The sequence below is a fragment of the Streptomyces sp. CoH27 genome (assembly GCF_020181035.1).
Taxonomy (GTDB): Bacteria; Actinomycetota; Actinomycetes; order Streptomycetales; family Streptomycetaceae; genus Streptomyces; species Streptomyces camelliae.
The window spans coordinates 529,411-552,873 of sequence record NZ_JAIQYY010000002.1; the positions used below are offsets into that span (position 1 = coordinate 529,411).

Below are 23,463 nucleotides of genomic sequence, written 5' to 3' on the forward strand. Positions count from 1 at the left end.
CGCATCGCACCGGCGCGCAGCTCAGCGCCCCGCGGACGCCCCCCGCCCCCGCCTGGTCAGTCCTCGTGCCCCAGCTGCAGGTCGCGTTCGGTGCGGCCGCCGCCCGCGACCTGGAGCACGGTGGCGACCGGCGGGTATCCGGCGGCGATGACGGTGTACTCGCCGGAAGACAGGTCGACGAACCGGAACGTCCCGTCCGCTCCGGTGGTGAGGGTGTCGACGACGTCGCCGGCGGCGTCGAGGAGGGTGACACGCGCGTCCTCGACGGGCCGGCCGCCGCTCGCCTGGACGGTGCCCCTGAGCATGGCGCCGCCCGCGAGTTCGACGTCCTGCCGGGTCTCGCGGGAGGCCTGCACGGTGACGGGAAGGGCGGCCGGCCGGAAGGCGGGGGCGCTGGCGGCCAGGGTGTACTCGCCGGCGACGAGTTCGGTGATGACGTAACCGCCCTCGCGGCCGCTGCGGGTGGCGGCGACGACCTCGCCGTGCACGTTGGTGAGGGTGACGGTGGCGTCCCGTACGGGGCTGCCGTCGGCGGTGCGGACGCTGCCGGCGAGGCGTCCGGCGCCACCGAGGACGACGTCGAGCTCGACGGGCCGTTCGCCGACGGTGACGGAGACGGCCTGCGGCTGGTGGCCGCCGGCGGCGGCGATGAGCACGTACGAGCCGGAGCCGGGCGTGCTGAGCGCGTACCGCCCGTCCTCGCCGCTCGCGCCCCGGCCGATCTGCTGTCCGGCGACGTCGATGAGGGTGAGGGCGGCGCGGGGCACCACGGTGCCGTCGGGGTGCTGCACGGTGCCGCAGACCGGGATTCCGGCGGTGTACGGCGAACGGGCCTGCGGGATCGGGGGGTTCACGGTCTCGGGCCCGGTCTCGGCGGTGGGATGGGACACCAGGGGTTTCTCCTTGAGGAAGAAGGCGAGGAGCAGGCCGGCGAGGAGCACCGGGACGAGGTAGAGGAAGATCCGGGGCATCGCGTCGGCGTAGGCACGGATGTAGGCGTCACGCAGCGCCGGGGGCAGCGCGTGCACGAGCTGCGGGGTGATGGAGTCGGCGTCGGGCAGCCGGGCGCCCGCGCGCGGGGGCAGTTCCCGGCGGAGCGCGGCGGTGAGCCGGCCGGCGAAGAGGGTGCCGAAGACCGCGGCACCGACGCTGCCGCCGATCTGGCGGAAGTAGTTGTTGGCGCTGGTGGCGGTGCCGAGGTCGGAAGGCCGTACGGAGTTCTGCACGGCGAGGACGAGGACGGGCATCACGAGGCCGATGCCGGCACCGAGGACGGCCATCCAGATGCTGTAGTTCAGCCGGGGCGTGTCGGTTTCGAGGCGGGACAGCAGCCACATGCCGACGGCGGAGACCGCGCCGCCGAGCACGGGGAAGACCTTGTAGCGGCCGGTGCGGCTGATGAGCTGGCCGCCGATGACCGAGGCGCCGACGATCCCGGCCATCATGGGCAGCATCAGCAGCCCGGACTCCGTGGCGCTGACGCCGTCGACCATCTGCAGGAAGGTCGGCAGATAGCTGGCGGCGCCGAACAGGGCGACGCCGATCACCAGGCCCACCAGGGCGCTGACGTTGAAGACGGAGTCGCGGAACAGCCGCAGCGGGATGAGGGGTTCGGCGGCGAAGCGCTCGGCGACGAGGAAGAGGGCCGTGGCGGCAAGGGCACCGGCGCCGAGGCCGATGATCTGCCGCGAGCCCCACGCGTACTCGGTGCCGCCCCAGCTGGTGAGCAGCACCAGGCAGGTGGAGGCGGCGGCGAGGAGCATGGCGCCGAGGACGTCGAGGCGGCCGCGGGTGGCGGGCCTGGGCAGCTTCAGGACGGCGGTGACCACGGCCAGGGTGATCAGGCCGAAGGGGACGTTGACGTAGAAGCACCAGCGCCAGGAGAGGTGGTCGGTGAAGTAGCCGCCCAGCAGCGGGCCCGCGACGGAGGCGAGGCCGAAGGCGGCGCCGATCAGGCCCATGTAGCGGCCGCGTTCGCGGGGCGGCACGATGTCGGCGATGATCGCCTGTACGCCGATCATGAGGCCGCCGGCGCCGACGCCCTGGACCGCGCGGAAGGCGATGAGCTGGTCCATGGACTGGGCCCGGCCGGCAAGCGCGGAGCCGACGACGAAGACGGCGATGGCGAACTGGAAGACGCCCTTGCGGCCGACGAGGTCGCCGAGCTTGCCGTACAGCGGCAGCCCGATGGTGGAGGTGAGCAGATAGGCGGTGATCGCCCAGCTCATCCGGTCCAGGCCGTGCAGTTCACCGACGATCTTCGGCAGCGCGGTGGCGACGATCATCTGGTCGAGCGCCGCGAGGAGCAGGGCGAGCATCAGCCCGAGGAAGACCAACCGCACGCGCCGAGCGCCGAGTCGGGGGACTGCCTCTGCGGTCGCCGGTGCGGTCGGCGCGTCGCGGGGTGTGTTCTCCCCCGCCGCCGGCGCCGCGACCGGCTCGTGCGTCACCAGAGTCGTCCCGCCCACGTACCGCTCCCCTCGTCACATCTGTCACATGTCCCGCGTACGGCGGCAACGGGGAACAACTGCGGCGGGTTACGGCCTGGTTCCGGACGGGAGGGAGATCCACTCGAACCGGTGAAGGGGCACAACGCCCCTTCACCGCAGGAGGCTTGGGCTACTTCTCGACCTCGGCGGCGAGGCCCGCCAGCACAGCGTCGTAGATCCGGCCGAGGCCCTTGGGCGCGAAGGTCTTCTCGAAGAAGCCGCCGATGCCGCCGGCGCCGTTCCAGGTGGTGGTGACGACGACCCGGGAGCTGCCCTCGCCCGCCGGGGTGACCGTCCAGACGGTGACCATCGAGGAGTTGCGGTCCTTCTCGACGAGCTGCCCGTCGGTGGGCTCGCTGACCTCCAGCAGGCAGTCACGGACCCGCTTGCTGGTGGCCTGGAGCTTCCAGTGGACGAGGGTGCCCTCGCCGTCGCCGCCCTCGCGGACCTCGTACTCGCTGAAGTGCTCGGGCAGCAGCTTCTGCCGCGTGCCGCGGTAGTCGGCGAGGGCGTCGAACACCTTCTCCGCGTCCGCCGCGACGACCCGCTCCGTAGTGGCCTCGACCTGCGCCATTGCGTTCCTCCAGGACCTGGTTTCTCGGGATGGGACCAAGCCAACCACCCCGGCGCCCGGCGCCCCAAATCGGGGTCGTCGACACGGGGCGCACGATCATGGGAACAGATGTTCTATTGTGTGCGGCAGTGCTACCGAGGAGGCGTCATGCGCTGGGACAACCTCACGGAGGAGAGCGAACACGGCCGGGCCGAGGCCGCCCTGTTCGGCGCGGACGCGGTGACGACCCGCACCTTCGACATGCCCGAGTTCCGGGGGATCACCTTCCACGAGGTCCGGGCGCGCTCGGTGCTGAACCGGGTGCCGGGCGCCTCACGCATGCCGTTCGAGTGGACCGTCAATCCGTATCGCGGCTGCACGCACGCGTGCGTGTACTGCTTCGCCAGGAAGACCCACGGCTATCTGGACCTCGACACCGGCATCGGCTTCGACACCCAGATCGTGGTCAAGGTGAACGCGCCCGAGGTGCTGCGCCGCCAGCTCGCCTCCCCCCGCTGGCAGGGCGAGCACGTCGCGATGGGCACCAACGTCGACTGCTACCAGCGGGCCGAGGGCCGCTACCGGCTGATGCCGGGCATCATCTCCGCCCTCACCGAGCGCGCGAACCCGTTCTCGATCCTCACCAAGGGCACGCTGATCCTGCGCGACCTGGACCTGCTGGTGCGGGCGGCCGAGGTGACGGACGTCGGCATCTCGGTCTCGGCCGGCTTCCTCGACACCGAGCTGTGGCGCACGGTGGAGCCGGGCACGCCCGCGCCCGAGCGCCGGCTGGACGTCGTACGCGCCCTCGGCGAGCGCGGCATCGGCTGCGGGGTGCTGATGGCACCGGTCATCCCGTTCCTGAGCGACCATCCGGACCAGCTGCGCGCCACGGTACGGGCGATCGCGGCGGCCGGGGCGACCTCGGTGACCCCGCTGACGCTGCATCTGCGGCCGGGCGCCCGGGAGTGGTTCATGGCCTGGCTCGCCCGGCACCATCCGCACCTGGTGCGGCGCTACGAGCGGCTGTACGCGGCGGGCGCCTACGCGCCCACCTGGTACCAGCGCCGGATCACCCGTCAGGTGCACGAGCTGGCACGGGAGTACGGCATCGGGCCCACGCGCGCGGGAGCGGCCCGCCGCATCCGCCCGACGTCCGCGGCCCCGGACGGGCCGGACGCGGAGCCGGCGGCCGAGCCGACCCAGCTCACCCTCATGTGACCGCGTCCGGGTGAGGACGTTCGAGGGCTTCGCGCGGCCCAATCGGGTCAACTCCGGGCGCAACACGTTCTCCAGGGCCCCGGTCCCGGGACGATGCGGCGAGGGCCGTGATCCTCGCGGTCCGCCGATCCCTCCGCGTCCGTCCCGGGAGGACCCATGAGAACTCGCGCAGTTGTGCTGTGCGCTGCCGCCGCCGTGCTGGCGGGGGCGGTCACCGCCCTGCCCGCGCAGGGGGCCGCGGCCGCCCCCGCCGCACACCTCGCCTGGCAGAAGTGCGGTACCGGCGACTACCCGACGCTGCAGTGCGCGTCCCTGGCGGTGCCGCTGGACCACGCGAACCCGGCGGGCCGGCAGATCACGCTCGCCCTGTCCCGTGTCCCGCACACCTCGCCGGACTTCCAGGGCCCGCTGCTGGTCAACCCGGGCGGCCCCGGCGGCAGCGGCCTCACCCTCGCCGGGTTCGTCGCCTCCGCACTGCCGAAGAGCGTCGCCGCCCGGTACGACGTCATCGGCTTCGACCCGCGGGGGGTCGGCAGGTCGGCCCCGGCCCTGGACTGCGCGCCCGGCCACTTCAAGGCGGTACGCCCGGACACCGTGCCCACGACGGCGGCCCTGGAGCAGGCGAACCTCGCGCGCGCGAAGTCCTTCGCCACCGCCTGCGGCCGCAAGCACGCCGATGTGCTGCCGTACATCGACACCGTCAGCGCCGTACGCGACATGGACGCCATCCGCGCAGCGCTCGGCGCCCCGAAGATCAGCTACTTCGGCTACTCCTACGGCACCTACCTCGGTGCGGTCTACGCCAAGCTGTTCCCCGAGCGGGTCCGCCGTCTGGTGCTGGACTCCGTCGTCGACCCGGCCGGGGTCTGGTACGCGGACAACATCGGCCAGGACTACGCCTTCGACGACCGCCACCGCGCCCTGATGGCCTGGATCGCCCGGTACGACTCGACGTACCACCTCGGCAAGGACCCCGAGAAGATCGAGGCCATGTGGTACGCGATGCGGGCGGCGCTGGCGAAGAAGCCGGCCGGCGGCACGGTGGGCGCCGCCGAACTGGAGGACACCTTCGTCCCCGGCGGCTACTACAACGGCTACTGGCCCTACCTCGCAGGGGCGTTCGCGGCGTACGTCCGCGACAGGAACGCCGAGCCGCTGGTGGCGGCGTACAAGAACTTCGGCGCCGTGAACCACACGGGCGACAACGGCTACAGCGTCTACTCGGCGGTGCAGTGCCGGGACACGGCCTGGCCCGCGTCCTGGAACCGGTGGCGCGCGCAGACCTGGGCGGTGTACCGCAAGGCGCCGTTCTTCGCCTGGAACAACGCCTGGTACAACGCGCCGTGCGTCTTCTGGCCGGGTGCGCGGCGCGAGCCGGTGAACATCGCCAACGGCAAGCTGCCGCCGGTGCTGCTCTTCCAGGCGACCGACGACGCGGCGACGCCCTACCCGGGCGGGGTCACCGTGCACCGGCTGCTCGCCCGGTCCAGCCTCGTGGTCGAGGAGGGCGGCGGCAACCATGGGATCACGCTGAGCGGGAACGCCTGTCTGGACCGGTATCTGAGTGACTATCTGACGGACGGGCGCGTGCCGCGCAGCCTCGCCGGCGTGGCCGACGCGGTGTGTGCGAAGTCGGCCGATCCCAAGCCGTTGGTGGCGAAGGCCGCAGCCATGTCTGCGCGGGGGTCGGCGCTGCACGGGTTGCTGGGTTTCCGCCGGTAGACGCGCCTCACGCCTCCTTCTGCCGGGGGATGCGGGCCAGGGCGTGCACGGCCGCCTCCGCGAGGGCCGGGTGGGCCAGGGCCTCGTTCAGGACGCGGCGGGCGCGGGGGTCGCCCAGGGAGCCGAGGCCCTCCACGCAGGCGAGGGCGACCCTGCGGTAGGGGTCGTGGGGGCTCAGCCGGCGTTCCAGGGTGGTGATCAGCGCGGGCACGGACTCGGGGGCGCGCAGGGAGGTCAGCAGCCGTACCGGGTGCAGGGCGTAGGCGACGCGCAGTTCGTTCGTGGCGAGGGCGGCGGCCGCGCGGGCCGTGCGCGGATCGCCGAGGCGGGCCAGGGCGTGCGCGGCGGAGGCGCAGCGCGCGGGGTCGCGGTGGTTCAGGAGCAGCACCAGGGATTCGAAGGCGCGCCGGTCTCCCGCACGTCCGAGGCGGAATGCGGCCAGTTCCCTGGCCCACAGCGGCTGTCCGGGCGCGCTGAGCACCTCCGCGAGTTCGTCGTGGTCCTCGGTCGCCAGCAGCCGGTCGAACGCCGCCGTGCCGTACGACTCCTGCCGTAAGCGCTCCGTGAGCGATCGCAACTCTTCGTCCACGAAGTCCAGCGTAGGCGGGTGGCGAGGCCGGGGGGAGCTACATCACAAAGTCGGATTCGGGCGCCCCTCTGGCGCGCTCGTTACCCGCGGGTTAAGCTCAGACGAGCGAGTTACCCACTCGCGTTCTCGCTGGCGACGGTTTGGTGACGCGGCCGTCGCGAGCAGCAGGCAGTTCGGTACGGCTCGTACCGCTGTACGACCCGGCTCCGGGACAGGGCCGGTCGGAATCCCCGCCGTTCTCCGCAGGCGTGTGCGCGCCCTCGGCACCGGCGGCACCGGGCGTGTGCGCTCGCAGCCCGGCAACACCCGCACTCCTTTCCGCTCCGCGGTGCGTCTTCCGGCGCACCCGGCGCGTTCCTCGTCGTCACCCTCATTCCTGGAGTCCCGCGATGGCCACTCCCCTGTCCCCCCAGTCCGGCACCCCGCTGCCCGCCCTCAAGACGATCGCCGTCGTCGGCCTCGGCACGATGGGCACCGGCATCACCGAGGTCCTCGTGAAGGCCGGCCGCGAGGTGATCGGCATCGACGTCAGCGAGGCTCAGGCCGCGCGGTGCCTCGCCGCCCTGGAGGCCTCCACCGCCCGAGCCGTGGAGCGCGGCCGGCTCACCGGGTCCGAGCGCGCCGACGCCCTCGCCCGGGTGCGCACCGGCACCGATCTCGCGGCGGCGGCCGACGCCGACCTCGTCATCGAGGTGGCCCCGGAGTCGTACGAGGTCAAGCACGCGATCTTCCGTGAGCTGGACGGCATCGTCCGCCCGGAGACGGTCCTCGCCACCGGCACCAACGCCCTGTCCGTGACCCGGCTCGCCGCCGACTCGGCGCACCCCGAGCGGGTGCTGGGCCTGCACTTCTTCAACCCGGCGCCCGCGATGAAGCTGGTCGAGGTGGTCTCCTCGGTGCTGACGGCGCCAGCCGCCGTCGCCGCGGTCACCGACCTCGCGATCGAGCTGGGCAAGGAGCCGGTCGCGGTCGGCGACCGTCCCGGCTTCGTGGCCGACGGTCTGCTGTTCGGCTACCTCAACCAGGCCGCCGCGATGTACGAGGCGCGCTACGCCTCCCGCGAGGACATCGACGCGGCGATGCGGCTCGGCTGCGGCCTGCCGATGGGCCCGCTCGCGCTGCTGGACCTGATCGGCATCGACACCGCACGGACGGTCCTGGAGGCCATGTACGCCGCCTCCCGCGACCGGCTGCACGCCCCCGCCCCGATCCTGAAGCAGCTCAGCGAGGCGGGCCTGACCGGCCGCAAGTCCGGGCGCGGCTTCTACAGCTACGAGGCGCCGGGCAGCGCCACGGTCGTGCCGGACGCACTGACCCCCGACGCCGGCGGCACCCACGCTCCCGGCCGCGAGGTCCGCTCCGTCGGCGTCGCCGGCTCCGGCACCATGGCCTCCGGCATCGCCGAGGTGTTCGCCAAGGCGGGCTACGACGTCGTCCTGGCCGCCCGCAGCGAGGAGAAGGCGCAGGCGGCCAAGGCCCGCATCGGCAAATCCCTGGCGCGCTCGGTCGACAAGGGCCGGCTGACCGCCGAGGCCGCCGCCGAGGTGCTGGACCGGATCGCCCCGGCGGGGTCCTACGACGCGTTCGCCGACGTCGACCTGGCCGTCGAGGCGATCGCCGAGGACCTGGCGGTCAAGCAGCAGCTGTTCGCCGCGCTGGACAAGGTCTGCAAGCCCGGTGCGGTCCTCGCCACCACCACCTCCTCGCTGCCCGTCGTCGCCTGCGCCCGCGCCACCTCGCGCCCGCAGGACGTCATCGGCATGCACTTCTTCAACCCGGCGCCGGCGATGAAGCTGGTCGAGGTCGTGCGGACCGTGCTGACCGCCGACGACGTCCACGCGACCGTCCGCGAGGTCTGCGCGAAGATCAAGAAGCACGCGGTGGACTGCGGCGACCGGGCCGGCTTCATCGTGAACGCGCTGCTGTTCCCGTACCTGAACAACGCCATCAAGATGGTCGAGGAGCACTACGCGTCCCTGGACGACATCGACGCGGCGATGAAGCTGGGCGGCGGCTACCCGATGGGCCCCTTCGAGCTGCTGGACGTGGTGGGCCTGGACGTCTCGCTGGCCATCGAGAAGGTGCTGCACCGCGAGTTCCGCGACCCGGGCCTCGCCCCGTCCCCGCTGCTGGAGCACCTGGTGGCGGCGGGCTGCCTCGGCCGCAAGACCGGCCGCGGCTTTCGCGAGTATGCCCGCCGCTGACGGCGCCGGCGACTGGTCCCACGCGGAGACGGACTGGGGCGGACTGCTCGATCCCGCCGCGCATCCCCTCCCCGCCCGGGCAGGCGGTCCCCCGCCCCTCCCGGGCGGGGAAACCCCCACACCTGCGCAAAGAGCTGCGCACATGCAGTACGTTCGGGTCATGTCCCAGCCCGCCAAGTCCTCACGTACACCAGCTACGCCCGACGCGCCGGAAAGTGCCGCAGGCAGCCGCGCCGCCGCCCAGCGGCTCAAGATGCGCCGAGAACTGGCGGCCGCAGCCATGGAGCTGTTCGCGACCAAGGGGTACGAGGCGACCACCGTCGACGAGATCGCGGCCGCCGCCGGGGTCGCCCGCCGCACCTTCTTCCGCCACTTCCGCTCCAAGGAAGAGGCGATCTTCCCGGACCACGACGACACACTGATCCGCGCCGAGGCCGTCCTGAACGCCGCCCCCGCGCACGAGCACCCGCTCGACACCGTGTGCCGCGGCATCAAGGAAGTCATGAGGATGTACGCGGCACGGCCCGAGATCTCGGTCGCCCGCTACAAGCTCACCCGCGAGGTGCCCACCCTGCGCGAGGCCGAGATCGCCTCGGTCGCCCGCTACGAGCGCCTGTTCACCCGCTACCTCCTCGGCCACTTCGACGAGCACGCGCACGCCGACGACGCCAACGACGATCCGCTGCTGGCCGAGGTGGCCGCCTCCGCCGTCGTCACCGCCCACAACCACGTGCTGCGGCGCTGGCTACGGGCGGGCGGCCAGGGCGACGTCGAGGCACAGCTCGACCACGCCTTCGCGATCGTGCGCAAGACGTTCGGCACGGGGATCGGGGCGGGCCGCACCGCGCCGGCGAGGCCCGCCGCGGCATCGACCTCCTACCAGGGCGAGGTCCTGGTGACCGTCGCCCGTACCGACGCCCCGCTGGACGAGGTCATGCGGACCATCGAACAGGCCCTGAAGGAGCACTGACCCCGCTCCCCCGCTGTGATGACGGCCACCCTTCGGGGTGGCCGTTTTGCCATATCAGGCGCTGTTTTCGAGGGGAATTCCAGCGCCGTTCGATCGATCATCGCTCATTTGTTACGTAAAGATTTCATCTGAGACCGCGTTCTGGCACTGAGTGCCTTGCGGCCTGACACGCGGTGTCATACGTTGGAGGTGTCCGGGCTGTCCCGGCAGGCCCACCGCCTGCGCGCCCGAACGCCTGCGTCACAGGCACCCTCCCGCGCCACAAAGCGCTGCCGAAGCACCACCGAGCCGAACCGACGGCCCATTCCCGAACCCTCAGCAGCACTCCCAGCAGCACCGACGAACCCTCAGCGCCCCCTCCCCTCAAGGGGGCGCACACCGCCGGAGGCAACACCGTGACCGTGAAGGACATCCTGGACGCGATCCAGTCGAAGGACGCCACGTCCGCCGACTTCGCCGCCCTGCCGCTCCCCGAGTCGTACCGCGCGATCACCGTGCACAAGGACGAGACGGAGATGTTCGCGGGCCTCGCGACCCGCGACAAGGACCCCCGCAAGTCGATCCACCTGGACGACGTTCCCGTGCCCGAGCTGGGCCCGGGCGAGGCCCTGGTGGCCGTCATGGCCTCCTCGGTCAACTACAACTCGGTGTGGACCTCGATCTTCGAGCCGCTGCCGACGTTCGGCTTCCTGGAGCGCTACGGCAAGCTCAGCGAGCTGACCCGCAGGCACGACCTGCCGTACCACATCATCGGCTCCGACCTCGCCGGCGTCGTCCTGCGCACCGGGCCGGGCGTCAACGCCTGGAAGCCCGGTGACGAGGTCGTCGCCCACTGTCTGTCCGTCGAGCTGGAGTCCTCCGACGGCCACAACGACACGATGCTCGACCCCGAGCAGCGCATCTGGGGCTTCGAGACCAACTTCGGCGGCCTCGCCGAGATCGCGCTCGTGAAGTCCAACCAGCTGATGCCGAAGCCGGCCCACCTGAGCTGGGAGGAGGCCGCGGCCCCGGGCCTGGTCAACTCCACCGCCTACCGCCAGCTGGTCTCCCGCAACGGCGCCCAGATGAAGCAGGGCGACAACGTGCTGATCTGGGGCGCGAGCGGCGGCCTCGGCAGTTACGCCACCCAGTTCGCGCTCGCCGGCGGCGCCACCCCGATCTGCGTGGTCTCCAGCGAGCAGAAGGCCGAGATCTGCCGGAAGATGGGCGCCGAGCTGATCATCGACCGCAACGCCGAGGACTACCGGTTCTGGAAGGACGAGCACAACCAGGACCCGCGCGAGTGGAAGCGGTTCGGCAAGCGCATCCGCGAACTGACCGGCGGCGAGGACGTCGACATCGTCTTCGAGCACCCCGGCCGCGAGACCTTCGGCGCCTCGGTCTACGTCACCCGCAAGGGCGGCACCATCGTCACCTGCGCCTCGACCTCCGGGTACAACCACGAGTACGACAACCGCTACCTGTGGATGTCCCTGAAGCGGATCATCGGCTCCCACTTCGCCAACTACCGCGAGGCCTGGGAGGCCAACCGCCTCGTCGCCAAGGGCAAGATCCACCCGACCCTGTCGAAGGTGTACTCCCTTGAGGAGACCGGCCAGGCCGCCTACGACGTGCACCGCAATCTGCACCAGGGCAAGGTCGGCGTGCTGTGCCTCGCGCCCGAGGAGGGCCTCGGTGTGCACGACGAGGAGATGCGCGCCCGGCACATCGACGCCATCAACCGCTTCCGCAACGTCTGAGAGCCATAGATGACAGAGCGTCAGCCTTCGGACTCCCGGAGGGAAAAGGACCGTCCGTGGCTCATGCGGACGTACGCGGGCCACTCGACGGCCGAGGCGTCCAACGAGCTGTACCGGCGTAACCTCGCCAAGGGCCAGACCGGTCTGTCGGTGGCGTTCGACCTGCCGACGCAGACCGGCTACGACCCCGACCACATCCTCGCCCGCGGCGAGGTCGGCCGCGTCGGTGTGCCCGTCTCGCACCTCGGTGACATGCGCCGGCTGTTCCAGGACATCCCCCTGGAGCAGATGAACACCTCGATGACGATCAACGCGACCGCCATGTGGCTGCTGGCGCTCTACCAGGTCGTCGCCGAGGAGCAGGGCGCGGACGTCACCAGGCTCCAGGGCACGACCCAGAACGACATCGTCAAGGAGTACCTGTCCCGGGGCACCCATGTGTTCCCGCCGGGGCCCTCGCTCCGGCTGACGACGGACATGATCGCGTACACCGTCTCCCACCTGCCGAAGTGGAACCCGATCAACATCTGCAGTTACCACCTGCAGGAGGCCGGGGCCACGCCGGTGCAGGAGATCGCGTACGCGATGTCCACGGCGATCGCGGTGCTGGACGCCGTCCGGGACTCCGGCCAGGTGCCACAGGAGCGCATGGGCGATGTCGTCGCCCGGATCTCCTTCTTCGTCAACGCGGGCGTCCGCTTCGTCGAGGAGATGTGCAAGATGCGTGCTTTCGGCCGCATCTGGGACCAGGTCACCCGCGAGCGCTACGGCATCGCGGACCCCAAGCAGCGCCGCTTCCGCTACGGCGTCCAGGTCAACTCGCTCGGCCTGACCGAGGCGCAGCCGGAGAACAACGTCCAGCGGATCGTGCTGGAGATGCTCGCCGTGACGCTGTCGAAGGACGCACGCGCGCGTGCCGTACAGCTCCCGGCCTGGAACGAGGCCCTCGGGCTGCCCCGGCCCTGGGACCAGCAGTGGAGCCTGCGCATCCAGCAGGTGCTCGCCTACGAGAGCGACCTGCTGGAGTACGAGGACATCTTCGAGGGCTCGAAGGTGATCGAGGCGAAGGTGGACCAGCTGGTCGCCGACTCCCTCGCGGAGATCGACCGGATCCAGGAGATGGGCGGCGCGATGGCCGCCGTGGAGTCCGGCTACCTGAAGTCGCAGCTGGTCGCCTCGCACGCCGAGCGGAGGGCGCGGATCGAGTCCGGCGAGGAGAAGATCGTCGGCGTCAACGCCTTCGAGGGCACCGAGCCGAACCCGCTGACCGCCGATCTGGACACCGCGATCCAGACGGTCGACCCGGCAGTCGAGGCCCGTGTCATCGCCTCGCTCCAGCACTGGCGCGACACGCGCTACCAGCCGCCCTTCAATCACCCGCGCCCCTGCAAGGCGCTGGAGCGCCTGAAGGAGGCCGCCAAGGGCACGGACAACCTCATGGAGGCCACCCTGGAGTGCGCCCGCGCCGGGGTCACCACCGGCGAGTGGGCGGGCGCCCTGCGCGAGGTGTTCGGCGAGTACCGGGCGCCCACCGGGGTCTCCTCGGCGCCCGTCGCCGTCCCCGCCGAGGCCGGCTCGGCGCTCGCCGACGTGCGCGCCCGGGTGGCGGCCACCGCCCGCGACCTCGGCGTCGGCAAACTGCGCTTCCTGGTCGGCAAGCCGGGCCTGGACGGGCACTCCAACGGCGCCGAGCAGATCGCCGTGCGGGCCCGCGACGCGGGCTTCGAGGTGGTCTACCAGGGCATCCGGCTGACGCCCGAGGAGATCGTGGAAGCGGCCCTGGCCGAGGACGTCCACGCCGTGGGCCTGTCGATCCTGTCCGGCTCGCACGCCCAGCTGGTGCCGGACGTGCTCCAGCGGCTGCGTGTGGCCGGTGCCACAGATATACCGGTGATCGCCGGTGGCATCATCCCGAATGGTGACGCCGAGCAGCTGAAGGAAGCCGGAGTGGCCGCCGTCTTCACCCCGAAGGACTTCGACATCACCGGGATCATCGGCCGCATCGTCGACGAGATCCGGAAAGCGAACAAGCTCGACCCTCTGGAGGTCCCCGCATGACGACCGTCAACCGCCTTCGCCCGCGGCGCTCCTGCCTGGCCGTGCCGGGCAGCAACCCGCGCTTCCTGGAGAAGGCGCAGGGCCTCCCGGCGGACCAGGTCTTCCTGGACCTGGAGGACGCGTGCGCGCCGCTCGCCAAGCCCGAGGCGCGGCACACCATCGTCAAGTTCCTCAACGAAGGCGACTGGACGGGCAAGACGCGAGTCGTGCGCGTCAACGACTGGACGACCGAGTGGACGTACCGGGACGTCGTGACCGTCGTCGAGGGCGCCGGCCAGAACCTCGACTGCATCATGCTGCCGAAGGTGCAGACGGCCGAGCAGATCGTCGCGCTGGACCTGCTGCTCACCCAGATCGAGAAGACCATGGGCTTCGAGGTCGGCAAGATCGGCATCGAGGCACAGATCGAGAACGCGCAGGGCCTGAACAACGTCAACGCGATCGCGCAGGCCTCCCCGCGCGTCGAGACCATCATCTTCGGCCCGGCCGACTTCATGGCCTCCATCAACATGAAGTCCCTCGTCGTGGGCGAGCAGCCGCCCGGCTACCCGGCGGACGCCTACCACTACATCCTGATGAAGATCCTGATGGCCGCCCGCGCCAACAACCTCCAGGCGATCGACGGCCCCTACCTGCAGATCCGCAACATCGACGGCTACCGCGAGGTCGCCCAGCGCGCCGCCGCCCTCGGCTTCGACGGCAAGTGGGTGCTGCACCCGGGCCAGGTCGAGGCGTCCAACGAGATCTTCTCGCCCTCCCAGGAGGACTACGACCACGCCGAGCTGATCCTGGACGCGTACGACTACTACACGTCCGAGGCGGGCGGCAAGAAGGGCTCCGCGATGCTCGGCGACGAGATGATCGACGAGGCCAGCCGCAAGATGGCTCTGGTCATCTCCGGCAAGGGGCGTGCCGCCGGCATGCAGCGCACGTCGAAGTTCGAGATCCCGGAGGCCTGAGCGCGATGCAGTTCGGACGCACCTACGAGGAGTTCGAGGTCGGGGCGACGTACAAGCACTGGCCGGGCAAGACGGTCACGGAGTACGACGACCACCTGTTCTGTCTCCTCACCATGAACCACCACCCGCTCCACATGGACACCAACTACGCCGAGAAGACGACGGACTTCGGCAAGAACGTGGTGGTCGGGAACTACATCTACTCGCTGCTGCTCGGCATGTCCGTGCCGGACGTCTCCGGCAAGGCGATCGCCAACCTGGAGATCGAGTCGCTCCGGCACGTGGCGCCCACGTTCCACGGCGACACCATCTACGGCGAGACGACCGTGCTGGACAAGTGGCCGTCGAAGTCGAAGAACGACCGCGGCATCGTGCACGTCGAGACCAAGGGCTACAAGCAGGACGGCACCCTGGTGTGCGTCTTCCGCCGCAAGGTCATGGTGCCCACCGAGACGTACATCAAGGAGCGCGGCGGCGAGCAGCCCGGCCGCCCGGAACTGACCGCACCTGCGGAAAAGAACACGGAGAAGTAGGCCATGGCCCGTCTCGCCCAGACCGCCGGTCTGACCGACGTCCAGCAGGAGATCCTCTCCACCGTCCGGGACTTTGTCGACAAGGAGATCATTCCTGTCGCGACCGAGCTGGAGCACCGCGACGAGTACCCGCAGCAGATTGTCGACGGCCTGAAGGAACTCGGCCTGTTCGGTCTGATGATCCCCGAGGAGTACGGCGGCCTGGGCGAGTCGCTGCTCACCTACGCGCTGTGCGTGGAGGAGATCGCCCGCGGCTGGATGTCGGTTTCCGGCATCATCAACACCCACTTCATCGTCGCGTACATGCTCAAGCAGCACGGCACCCAGGAGCAGAAGGACCACTTCCTGCCCCGTATGGCCGCCGGCGACATCCGCGGCGCCTTCTCGATGTCGGAGCCGGGCCTGGGCTCCGATGTGTCGGCGATCACCTCGAAGGCGGTCAGGGACGGCGACGAGTACGTCCTGAACGGCCAGAAGATGTGGCTGACGAACGGCGGCACGTCGTCCCTGGTGGCCGTGCTCGTCCGCAGTGACGAGGGCCACCCCGAGGGCACGGCGCCCCACAAGTCGATGACGACCTTCCTGATCGAGAAGGAGCCGGGCTTCGGCGAGGTCCGCCCGGGCCTCACCATCCCCGGCAAGATCGAGAAGATGGGCTACAAGGGCGTCGACACCACCGAGCTGATCATGGACGGCCTGCGGCTGCCGGCCGACCGGGTGCTCGGCGGGGTCACCGGCCGCGGTTTTTACCAGATGATGGACGGCGTCGAGGTCGGCCGGGTGAACGTGGCGGCGCGTGGCTGCGGCGTCGCCCAGCGTGCCTTCGAGCTCGGCGTGAGCTACGCCCAGCAGCGGCACACCTTCGGCAAGCCGATCGCCCAGCACCAGGCCATCCAGTTCAAGCTGGCGGAGATGGCGACCAAGGTCGAGGCCGCCCATGCGATGATGGTCAACGCCGCGCGCAAGAAGGACTCCGGGGAGCGAAACGACCTGGAGGCCGGGATGGCGAAGTACCTCGCCTCCGAGTACTGCAAGGAGGTCGTGGAGGACGCCTTCCGGATCCACGGCGGCTACGGCTTCTCCAAGGAGTACGAGATCGAGCGCCTGTACCGCGAGGCGCCGATGCTGCTCATCGGTGAAGGTACCGCCGAGATCCAGAAAATGATCATCGGCCGCAGACTGCTCGAAGAGTATCGATTCCAGGGCTGATTGTCCGGGTACGGGGTGTTTTCTTCGAGAAGAAGATCACACCCCGTAGACATTGTTCAACCGGTCTTCGGCCGCCGACTCGGCTTCCTGGCTTGCCCAGTTACGGCCCGCGACCGGTACGATCCCGGGAAAGCCGCCGTCCCCCGTTACAGCGCGGCATCATCCGCTACGAAGGTCATCCATGCCCCACAGCCAAACCTCTGCACATCGAGACAGCCTGGCCGGCGTACGCCTCGCGCGCGGAGCATCGCCGTGGCTCCTCCCGACCGTCGCCACCGCAGCCCTCAGCCTGGCCCGTGCCCGCCGCTCGGGCGCCGCCAAGGCCGTCGCCGTACCCGCCACCGCGCTGGCGGCGGGCATGCTGTGGTTCTTCCGCGACCCCGAGCGCGAGATCGCCACGGGCCGGGTCATCTCGCCCGCCGACGGTGTGGTCCAGAGCATCATGCCGTGGAAGGACGGGCGTACCCGCGTCGCGATCTTCATGAGCCCGCTCAACGTCCACGTCAACCGCGCGCCCCTGTCGGGCACGGTGACATCGGTCGAGCACATCCCCGGAGGCTTCGTTCCGGCCTTCAACAAGGAGAGCGAGAACAACGAGCGCGTAGTCTGGCATTTCGACACCGAACTCGGCGACATCGAGATGATCCAGATCGCCGGCGCGGTGGCCCGCCGCATCGTGCCCTACATCCCCGAGGGCACGAAAGTCGAGCAGGGCGACCGAATCGGTCTGATCCGCTTCGGCTCGCGTGTCGACCTCTACCTGCCCGAGGGTGTGGAGGTAGCGGTCGAGGTCGGACAGAAGACCGTGGCTGGGGTGACTCGCATTGACCGTGATTGATCCGGAGACCCAGGCGGGCTGGGTGCCCGAGGCCGACGAAGTGGACGAAGACGAGGAGATGCCCCTCTCGCTGCGTCTGTCGATAGCGGACACCCTCACGCTCGGCAACGCCACGTGCGGCTTCATGGCGGTGTACTTCACCACCACCGGCATTCTGATCCCGCACCTCACGGGCAGCCAGGAGTCCGGCATGGCCCGCCACAGCGCGGCCACGGCGGTCATCCTGATGCTCTGCGCGGCCGTCTTCGACCTGTTCGACGGACTGGTGGCCCGCAAGCTGCGCTCGTCCCCCATGGGCGCGGAGCTGGACAACCTGTCCGACCTGATCAGCTTCGGGCTCGCGCCCGCGTACTTCGTCCTCGTCTACGGCATGGTCGCCGACGACGCGCACCAGAGAATGGCGGCGCTGGGGGCGATCGTGGTGCTCCTGGCGGTCGTCCTGCGACTGGCCCGCTTCTCCTGCGTGACGATGAAGGACGGCATGTTCCAGGGCATGCCGTCACCGTTCGGCGCGCTGACGGTCGTCTCGATCGTGCTGCTGGAGCTGCCCTTCGTGGCGACCCTGCTGGCGATCCTGGGCACCGCGTGGCTGATGGTGAGCCGCGTGGAGTACCCGAAGCCGCGGGGCCGCCTCGCCGGGGCCATGCTGTCCTGGATCGTCCTGTCGATGGGCCTTCTGGCCGCCTGGGCCTTCGACGCCCCGAGCGGTCAGCTGCTGCTCCAGACGGGCTGCGCGCTGCAGCTGGTCATGGGCGCGGTGATCCCGCTGTTCGCCACGGCCCGCCGGGTGAACAACTTCCGCGACAACCGACGCGAGGCACGGGCGGCCCAGCTGCCCTGACCCTCGTCTCAGCACTGACGGGTGTGGCCCGAGCCCTTGCGGCTCGGGCCACACCCGTTTCGCGTTCAAGGGCTGCCCCCGATTGCCCATTGAGTAGTCAACTACGGCTGTTCTCCGCCGAGTTGCTGCGGTCCGGCGCAGGGAGCACGGTGGATTCAAGGGGGTTGTCAGGGGCATATGCCCCACTCTGGGGGTTTCTCTCACGCAACCCGATGGGAGGACGTTCATGTCCGCCATCACCATCACGGACCGCAGTATCCCGTTCACCTCGACCATCCCGGCCAACGCCACCCAGCAGGTGCGCCTGTTCGTGCGGGAGTACGACGGCACCCGGCCCGGCCACGAGCGCAGGCCGGTGCTGATGCTCCACGGCAGAAGCGCGCCGGCGGCCGCGTCGTTCGACCTCGTGCTGCCCCACGATTTCGGCGACGGCGGCCCCGAGGACCGCTACAGCTGGGCGCGGTACCTGGCCGGCGCGGGCTACGACGTGTTCATCATGGACATCCAGGGCAACGGACAGTCCACACGCCCGGCGGTGATGGACGTACCGTGCAACGCCAATCCCGCCCAGCAGCTGCCGGTCCTGGTGCCCAACCCGCTCCCCCAGCCGTGCACCCCTCGCTACGACCGCCAGCTGGGCAACTCCGAGAGCGAGTGGGCGGAGCTGACCGCCGTGGTCCGGTTGATCAGGGGGCTGTCCACGGACCGGGACAAGCCGATCGAGTGCATCGGCTGGTCCTCGGCCGCGTTCGTGCTGGGGCCCTATGCCCTCCAGCACCCGGCCGACGTCGCCCGCCTCATCCTCCTGGCCCCGATCTTCCCGCCTCAGGGCCGCTGGTCCACACGGATCGGCGACCCCTTCGGCCGCCCGCCCGAGGCGCCGACGATGCCCGTGTCCCAGCCGCCCAAGCTGTTCGGTTTCCCGCTGAACGTCGGCAGCAAGTCCGGCTTCGCGTCCTCGTGGGACATCGAGCAGGGCGTCCCCGAGCAGCGGGAGCCGGGCATGACCGACCAGGTGTGGGAGGCGATGATCGCCACCGACGACGTCGGCCTGAAATGGGGCCGCCCCTCGGATCCGCACGGGCCGCCCGAGGGCGTGCTGCGCTTCCGGAACAGCTACTGGTGGGGCTGGAACGACGAGACGGTCCCGCTGACGGACGACTCGGGCACGCCCGTGCTCGGCGGCCGGGTGCCCGTGCTCATCCTCTACGGCGCCCACGACACCCAGGCCAACAACTCGCCCGCGCTGCCACCGGCCGCGCACTTCTCGGTCCCGGACCTCTACCAGGCCATCGCCGGGCGCGAGAAACTCATGTTCCGCTACGCCGATGCCGGGCACATGATGGCCTGGGAACGCCCGGCCAAGTTCCTGCACCACATGTCACGCCAGTGGCTGGACGAGGGCAAGGTGGAGGGTCTCACCACCGGGAGCTACCTCCGGGATGCCAACGGCGAGATCACTCCCGTGCACTAGTGCCGCAACAGGCAACGTTCGCCCCGTCGCGACGCCCTGCACGCTCCCCCAGAGGGGGTACCCCCACTCGCCGCACCGGCCGAAAGCCCAAGTACGTCCAGTACGAGGGCTTCCGGCCGGCACTCCCCCAGCCTTCGGCCGGGGGGACCCCCAGAGCACGCACCGGACGCCGCTCCTTGACGGGCAGACGTTGCCTGCCGCGGCACTAGCCGCCGGCCGGGCGGACACCTCGCCCGCCCGCCGTCCGGCTCCGGCTCAGACCAGCCGGTCCCGCGCGATCCGCTCCGCCACGTCCTCCAGGATCGGCCCGGCCTCCGCGATGCACCGCGCCACGTCCGGCTCGACCGAGGTGAGCGGATACGCCTGCCCGATCCCGGCCCGCTCCAGCGCCTCCGGGGGCAGCGCGAGCCGCCCGCACACCGCCACGACCTCCCTGCCCGCGGCCCGCGCCGCCGCGGCGACCCCCGCCGGTGCCTTGCCGTGCAGCGTCTGCTCGTCCAGCGAGCCCTCACCGGTGATCACCAGCGAGGCCCGCGCCAGCGCGGGCGCGAAGCCGAGGACGTCCAGCATGACCTCGATGCCGGGGCGGAAGCGGGCACCCAGCAGCAGGGCGCCGTACCCGATGCCGCCCGCGGCGCCCGCGCCCGGCGCCGCCGCGTACTCGGCGGCCCGCGGCCCCACGGCCGCCTCCAGCACCTTCGCGAAGTGCCCGAGCGCCGCGTCCAGGGCCGCCACGTCGTCCGGCGAGGCGCCCTTCTGCGGGCCGTAGACGGCCGGCGCGCCCTTCGGGCCGGTCAGCGGGTTGTCGACGTCGCTCGCGAGGACCAGTTCGACCGAGGACAGCCGCGGGTCCAGACCGGACAGGTCGGCACGGGCCAGGTCGGCCAGGCCCCCGCCGCCCGGCGCCACCGGCTCGCCGTCCTCGCCCAGGAACCGGGCGCCCAGCGCCGCCAGCATCCCGGCGCCGCCGTCCGTCGTGGCGCTGCCGCCGACGCCGAACACGATCGTCCGCGCGCCTGCGTCCAGCGCGGCCCGCAGCAGCTCTCCGGAGCCGTACGTCGAAGCCGTCAGGGGCGCCAAGACACCGGCCGGGAGGCGCTGCAGGCCGCTCGCCTCCGCCATCTCCACGACCGCGGTGTCCCCGCGCAGCGCGTACGCGGCCGTCACCTCCTGGCCCAGCGGCCCGGCGACCCGCACCTCACGGCGCTCGAAACCGGCCGCGACCGCCGCGTCCACCGTCCCGTCGCCGCCGTCGGCCACCGGCAGCGCCTCGACCGGAAGGTCCGGCACGACCCGGCGCAGCCCGGCCGTCACCCGCTCGGCGACCTGCACGGCCGTCAGCGAGCCCTTGAACTTGTCCGCGGCGATGAGCACCCGACGGGTCTCGTCCGCTGCAGCGTGAGCCACCTTGCTTTCCCCTTGCTCTCCGGGCCCCGCGCACGTCAGGGCCAGTCGCGCCGCTGCGACCTTAACCTCAGCGGGCCCCCGCCGTCATGCCCCGGCCGAAGGCTGGGAACCGGCTGGGAACACTCCGGGGAAAACGGGTACACCCCAGCCATGACCACCCAGCCCACCGTGGCCCCCCGGCGCACCGGGCCCGACCTCGCCGACCGCATCCACGGCGGCTGGCTCGGCCGGATCGCGGGCAACATGCTCGGCAAGCCGGTCGAACAGGGCGAGGTGTGGACCCGCGACCGCATCGACCGCTATCTGGAGCGGGCCGGGGCGCTGCCGCTCACCGGCTATCTGCCCGAGCCCGCCGACCCGGCCGACCGCGCCGTGCTGCGCCCGGAGTGGCGGGCGTGCGTGCGCGGCCGGATCCACGGCAGCTGCCGGGACGACGACGTGGACTACGCGATCCTCGGCCTGGACCTGCTGGAGACCCATGGCTTCGGCTTCAGCACCGAGCAGGTCGGCGACCTGTGGCAGCTGCGGCTGCCGTACCTGCAGACCTTCACCGCGGAGCGGGCGGCGTACCGCAATCTCGTCGGCGGGCTCAGACCGCCGCTGACGGCGACGCACCACAACCCCCACCAGGAGTGGATCGGGGCGCTGATCCGCGCCGACGTCTACGGCTGGACCTGCCCCGGCGACCCGGTGCGTGCCGCCGGGCTGGCCCGCCGGGACGCGGTGCTGTCGCACACCGGGAACGGCGTCTACGGCGCGATGTGGGCGGCCGCGCTGATCGCGGCGGCGTTCACCGCGCCGACGGTGCGGGAGGCGCTGGAGAGCGGGCTCGGGGTGATCCCGGCGGGCAGCCGGCTCGCCAGGACCGTACGGCGGGTCGCGGCACTGCACGAGTCGGGGCTGCCCTGGGAGGAGACCCTGACCGTGATGTCCGGGGAGACCGCCGGGCTGGGCTGGATCCACACGGTCCCCAACGCCGCCGTCCTGACCGCCGGGCTGCTCTACGGCGACGACGACTTCACCCGGACCCTCGCCCTGACCGTGCGCGGCGGCCTGGACACCGACTCCACCGGGGCGGCCGCCGGCTCGGTGGCCGGGGTCCGCACCGGCGCGGCCGGGATCCCCGCCCAGTGGACGGAGCCGCTTGAGGACACGGTCCGCAGCGCGGTGTCCGGCTTCGACGGCGTACGGATCAGTGCGCTGGCCGAACGCACCCTGCGCCTGGTGACGGCCGGGCCCTAGCCGTGCGGCGGCTGGTTACCCTTCCTCAATGACCACGACTTCGCAGACGCCTGACTTCGCCACGTACATCGCGAGCCTGCCCCGTGTCCTCGCCGGCGCCGCCGCGCTCTTCCGGGACGCCGAGGGGCGGGTGCTGCTGGTCGAGCCCAACTACCGTGAGGGCTGGGCGCTGCCGGGCGGCACCATCGAGTCCGACGACGGCGAGACTCCGCGCGAGGGCGCGCGCCGGGAGACGCTGGAGGAGATCGGCCTGGACCGCGCGCTCGGCCGGCTGCTGACCGTGGACTGGGTGCGCGGCGAGGCCCACCCGCCGCTGGTGGCGTACCTGTACGACGGCGGAGTCCTCACGGAGTCCGATCTGACGGCCATCCGCCTGCAGGAGGAGGAGCTCCTGTCCTGGCGCCTGGTCCCGCGCGAGGAGATCACCGCCCACCTCCCCGGCGCCCTCGGCCGGCGTGTCCTGGCCGCCCTGGACGTCCTGGCCGACGGCTCCGGCACCGCCGAGCTGGAGAACGGCCGGCGGGTGGCCTGACCGCCGGCGAACAGGCCGGGGGCCGACCGATATCCGCTCGCTCCGACCGGGCGGGCGTCCTACTCTCGGCCCATGAACAGGCCTCTCGTAGCCATACTCAGTGGCGCAGGTATCTCCACCGATTCCGGGATCCCTGACTATCGCGGGCCGAACGGGCTGTGGCGGCGGGATCCGGAGGCCGAGAAGCTCGTCACCTACGAGTACTACATGGCCGACCCGGAGATCCGGCGGCGGTCCTGGCAGATGCGGCGCGAGAACGGCGCGCTGACGGCCGAGCCGAACGCCGCGCACCGGGCCGTCGCCGAGCTGGAGAAGTCCGGGATTCCGGTGCGGGTGATCACGCAGAACGTGGACGGACTGCACCAGCTGGCCGGCCTGTCCGCCCGCAAGGTGCTCGAACTGCACGGCAGTGCACGGAGCGTCGTGTGCACCACATGTCATGCGCGCGGGCCGATGGAGGACGCCCTCGCCCGCGTCGAAGCCGGCGAGGAGGACCCGCCGTGCCTCGCGTGCGGGGGCATCCTGAAGTCGGCGACGGTGATGTTCGGCGAGCGGCTCGACCCGGTGGTCCTCGGCCAGGCCCTGTCGATCAGCAAGGCCTGCACCGTCTTCGTCGCCGTCGGCAGCAGCCTGCAGGTGCAGCCTGCCGCCGGGCTGGTCGGCGTCGCCGCCGACCACGGCGCCCACCTGATCATCGTCAACGCCGAACCGACCCCGTACGACGACCTCGCGCACGAGGTCGTACGGGAGCCGATCGGCACCGCGCTGCCCCCGCGCCTGCGTGCCCTCGTCACGGAGTCCGGCGCCTAGTACTGCAACCGCATCTGGGGTGACGATCAACGTCGCCTGTCGTTGATGTGACTGTGTGCTGATGCGCTGACGG

General features: G+C 71.2%; 19 protein-coding genes. 15 read left to right on the forward strand and 4 right to left on the reverse strand.

Annotation, left to right across the window (positions count from 1 at the left end; genetic code table 11):
* Nucleotides 1–56: 56 nt before the first annotated feature.
* Both LE548_RS05170 and LE548_RS05175 read right to left on the reverse strand, forming a co-directional pair.
* Nucleotides 57–2,468, reverse strand: coding sequence for an MFS transporter (locus LE548_RS05170; RefSeq protein ID WP_225095402.1), 2,412 nt, complete (start codon nt 2,466–2,468; stop codon nt 57–59).
* Between the two features lie 151 nt (nt 2,469–2,619).
* Nucleotides 2,620–3,063 carry an SRPBCC family protein gene (locus LE548_RS05175; RefSeq protein ID WP_225095403.1) on the reverse strand — a complete coding sequence of 148 codons (444 nt, stop codon included), beginning with the start codon at nt 3,061–3,063 and terminating at the stop codon, nt 2,620–2,622.
* A 147-nt stretch (nt 3,064–3,210) separates the two neighbouring features.
* On the opposite strand from LE548_RS05175, the gene LE548_RS05180 reads away from it, so the two are divergent.
* Nucleotides 3,211–4,263 carry an Rv2578c family radical SAM protein gene (locus LE548_RS05180; protein WP_225095404.1) on the forward strand — a complete coding sequence of 351 codons (1,053 nt, stop codon included), beginning with the start codon at nt 3,211–3,213 and terminating at the stop codon, nt 4,261–4,263.
* A 156-nt stretch (nt 4,264–4,419) separates the two neighbouring features.
* On the forward strand, nt 4,420–5,985 hold the full coding sequence (locus LE548_RS05185; protein ID WP_225095405.1) for an alpha/beta hydrolase: 1,566 nt from the start codon (nt 4,420–4,422) through the stop codon (nt 5,983–5,985).
* 7 nt (nt 5,986–5,992) lie between these two features.
* On the opposite strand, the gene LE548_RS05190 is transcribed toward LE548_RS05185, so the two are convergent.
* Nucleotides 5,993–6,574, reverse strand: a complete 582-nt coding sequence (locus LE548_RS05190; protein WP_225095406.1) for an adenylosuccinate lyase — start codon at nt 6,572–6,574, stop codon at nt 5,993–5,995.
* 389 nt (nt 6,575–6,963) lie between these two features.
* Here LE548_RS05190 and LE548_RS05195 point away from each other — a divergent pair, with 389 nt between their 5' ends.
* From LE548_RS05195 to LE548_RS05240, 10 genes are all read left to right on the forward strand, one after another.
* Nucleotides 6,964–8,778: a 3-hydroxyacyl-CoA dehydrogenase family protein gene (locus tag LE548_RS05195; protein WP_225095407.1), complete on the forward strand. Its 1,815-nt coding sequence runs from the start codon at nt 6,964–6,966 to the stop codon at nt 8,776–8,778.
* A 160-nt stretch (nt 8,779–8,938) separates the two neighbouring features.
* Entirely contained in the window at nt 8,939–9,748 is an 810-nt protein-coding gene (locus tag LE548_RS05200; protein ID WP_225095408.1) for a TetR family transcriptional regulator, read from the forward strand.
* A gap of 401 nt (nt 9,749–10,149) precedes the next feature.
* Nucleotides 10,150–11,487: a crotonyl-CoA carboxylase/reductase gene (gene ccrA, locus LE548_RS05205; RefSeq protein WP_225095443.1), complete on the forward strand. Its 1,338-nt coding sequence runs from the start codon at nt 10,150–10,152 to the stop codon at nt 11,485–11,487.
* Nucleotides 11,488–11,496: 9 nt separating this feature from the next.
* The gene (locus LE548_RS05210) at nt 11,497–13,545 is read left to right on the forward strand and encodes a protein meaA (RefSeq protein ID WP_225095409.1); all 2,049 of its coding nucleotides are present in this window, start codon (nt 11,497–11,499) and stop codon (nt 13,543–13,545) included.
* The gene (locus LE548_RS05215) at nt 13,542–14,504 is read left to right on the forward strand and encodes a CoA ester lyase (RefSeq protein WP_225095410.1); all 963 of its coding nucleotides are present in this window, start codon (nt 13,542–13,544) and stop codon (nt 14,502–14,504) included. The genes LE548_RS05210 and LE548_RS05215 overlap by 4 nt, the downstream gene beginning before the upstream one ends.
* A gap of 5 nt (nt 14,505–14,509) precedes the next feature.
* Complete coding sequence (locus LE548_RS05220) at nt 14,510–15,037, forward strand: MaoC family dehydratase (RefSeq protein WP_225095411.1); 528 nt, start codon at nt 14,510–14,512, stop codon at nt 15,035–15,037.
* 3 nt (nt 15,038–15,040) lie between these two features.
* Complete coding sequence (locus tag LE548_RS05225) at nt 15,041–16,246, forward strand: acyl-CoA dehydrogenase family protein (RefSeq protein WP_225095412.1); 1,206 nt, start codon at nt 15,041–15,043, stop codon at nt 16,244–16,246.
* A gap of 181 nt (nt 16,247–16,427) precedes the next feature.
* Complete coding sequence (locus LE548_RS05230; protein WP_225095444.1) at nt 16,428–17,084, forward strand: phosphatidylserine decarboxylase; 657 nt, start codon at nt 16,428–16,430, stop codon at nt 17,082–17,084.
* A 22-nt stretch (nt 17,085–17,106) separates the two neighbouring features.
* Nucleotides 17,107–17,925, forward strand: coding sequence for a CDP-diacylglycerol--serine O-phosphatidyltransferase (gene pssA / locus LE548_RS05235; protein WP_225095445.1), 819 nt, complete (start codon nt 17,107–17,109; stop codon nt 17,923–17,925).
* Between the two features lie 226 nt (nt 17,926–18,151).
* A complete protein-coding gene (locus LE548_RS05240) occupies nt 18,152–19,399 on the forward strand; it encodes an alpha/beta fold hydrolase (RefSeq protein ID WP_225095413.1) in 1,248 nt (415 codons plus the stop codon).
* A gap of 255 nt (nt 19,400–19,654) precedes the next feature.
* On the opposite strand, the gene LE548_RS05245 is transcribed toward LE548_RS05240, so the two are convergent.
* Nucleotides 19,655–20,773, reverse strand: coding sequence for a glycerate kinase (locus LE548_RS05245; protein ID WP_225095446.1), 1,119 nt, complete (start codon nt 20,771–20,773; stop codon nt 19,655–19,657).
* A 183-nt stretch (nt 20,774–20,956) separates the two neighbouring features.
* On the opposite strand from LE548_RS05245, the gene LE548_RS05250 reads away from it, so the two are divergent.
* The 3 genes from LE548_RS05250 to LE548_RS05260 all read left to right on the forward strand — a co-directional run bounded on the left by LE548_RS05250 (nt 20,957) and on the right by LE548_RS05260 (nt 23,390).
* Nucleotides 20,957–22,048, forward strand: coding sequence for an ADP-ribosylglycohydrolase family protein (locus LE548_RS05250; RefSeq protein WP_225095414.1), 1,092 nt, complete (start codon nt 20,957–20,959; stop codon nt 22,046–22,048).
* A 28-nt stretch (nt 22,049–22,076) separates the two neighbouring features.
* Complete coding sequence (locus LE548_RS05255) at nt 22,077–22,580, forward strand: NUDIX hydrolase (protein ID WP_225095415.1); 504 nt, start codon at nt 22,077–22,079, stop codon at nt 22,578–22,580.
* A gap of 72 nt (nt 22,581–22,652) precedes the next feature.
* Nucleotides 22,653–23,390, forward strand: coding sequence for a Sir2 family NAD-dependent protein deacetylase (locus LE548_RS05260; protein WP_225095416.1), 738 nt, complete (start codon nt 22,653–22,655; stop codon nt 23,388–23,390).
* Nucleotides 23,391–23,463 lie beyond the last annotated feature (73 nt).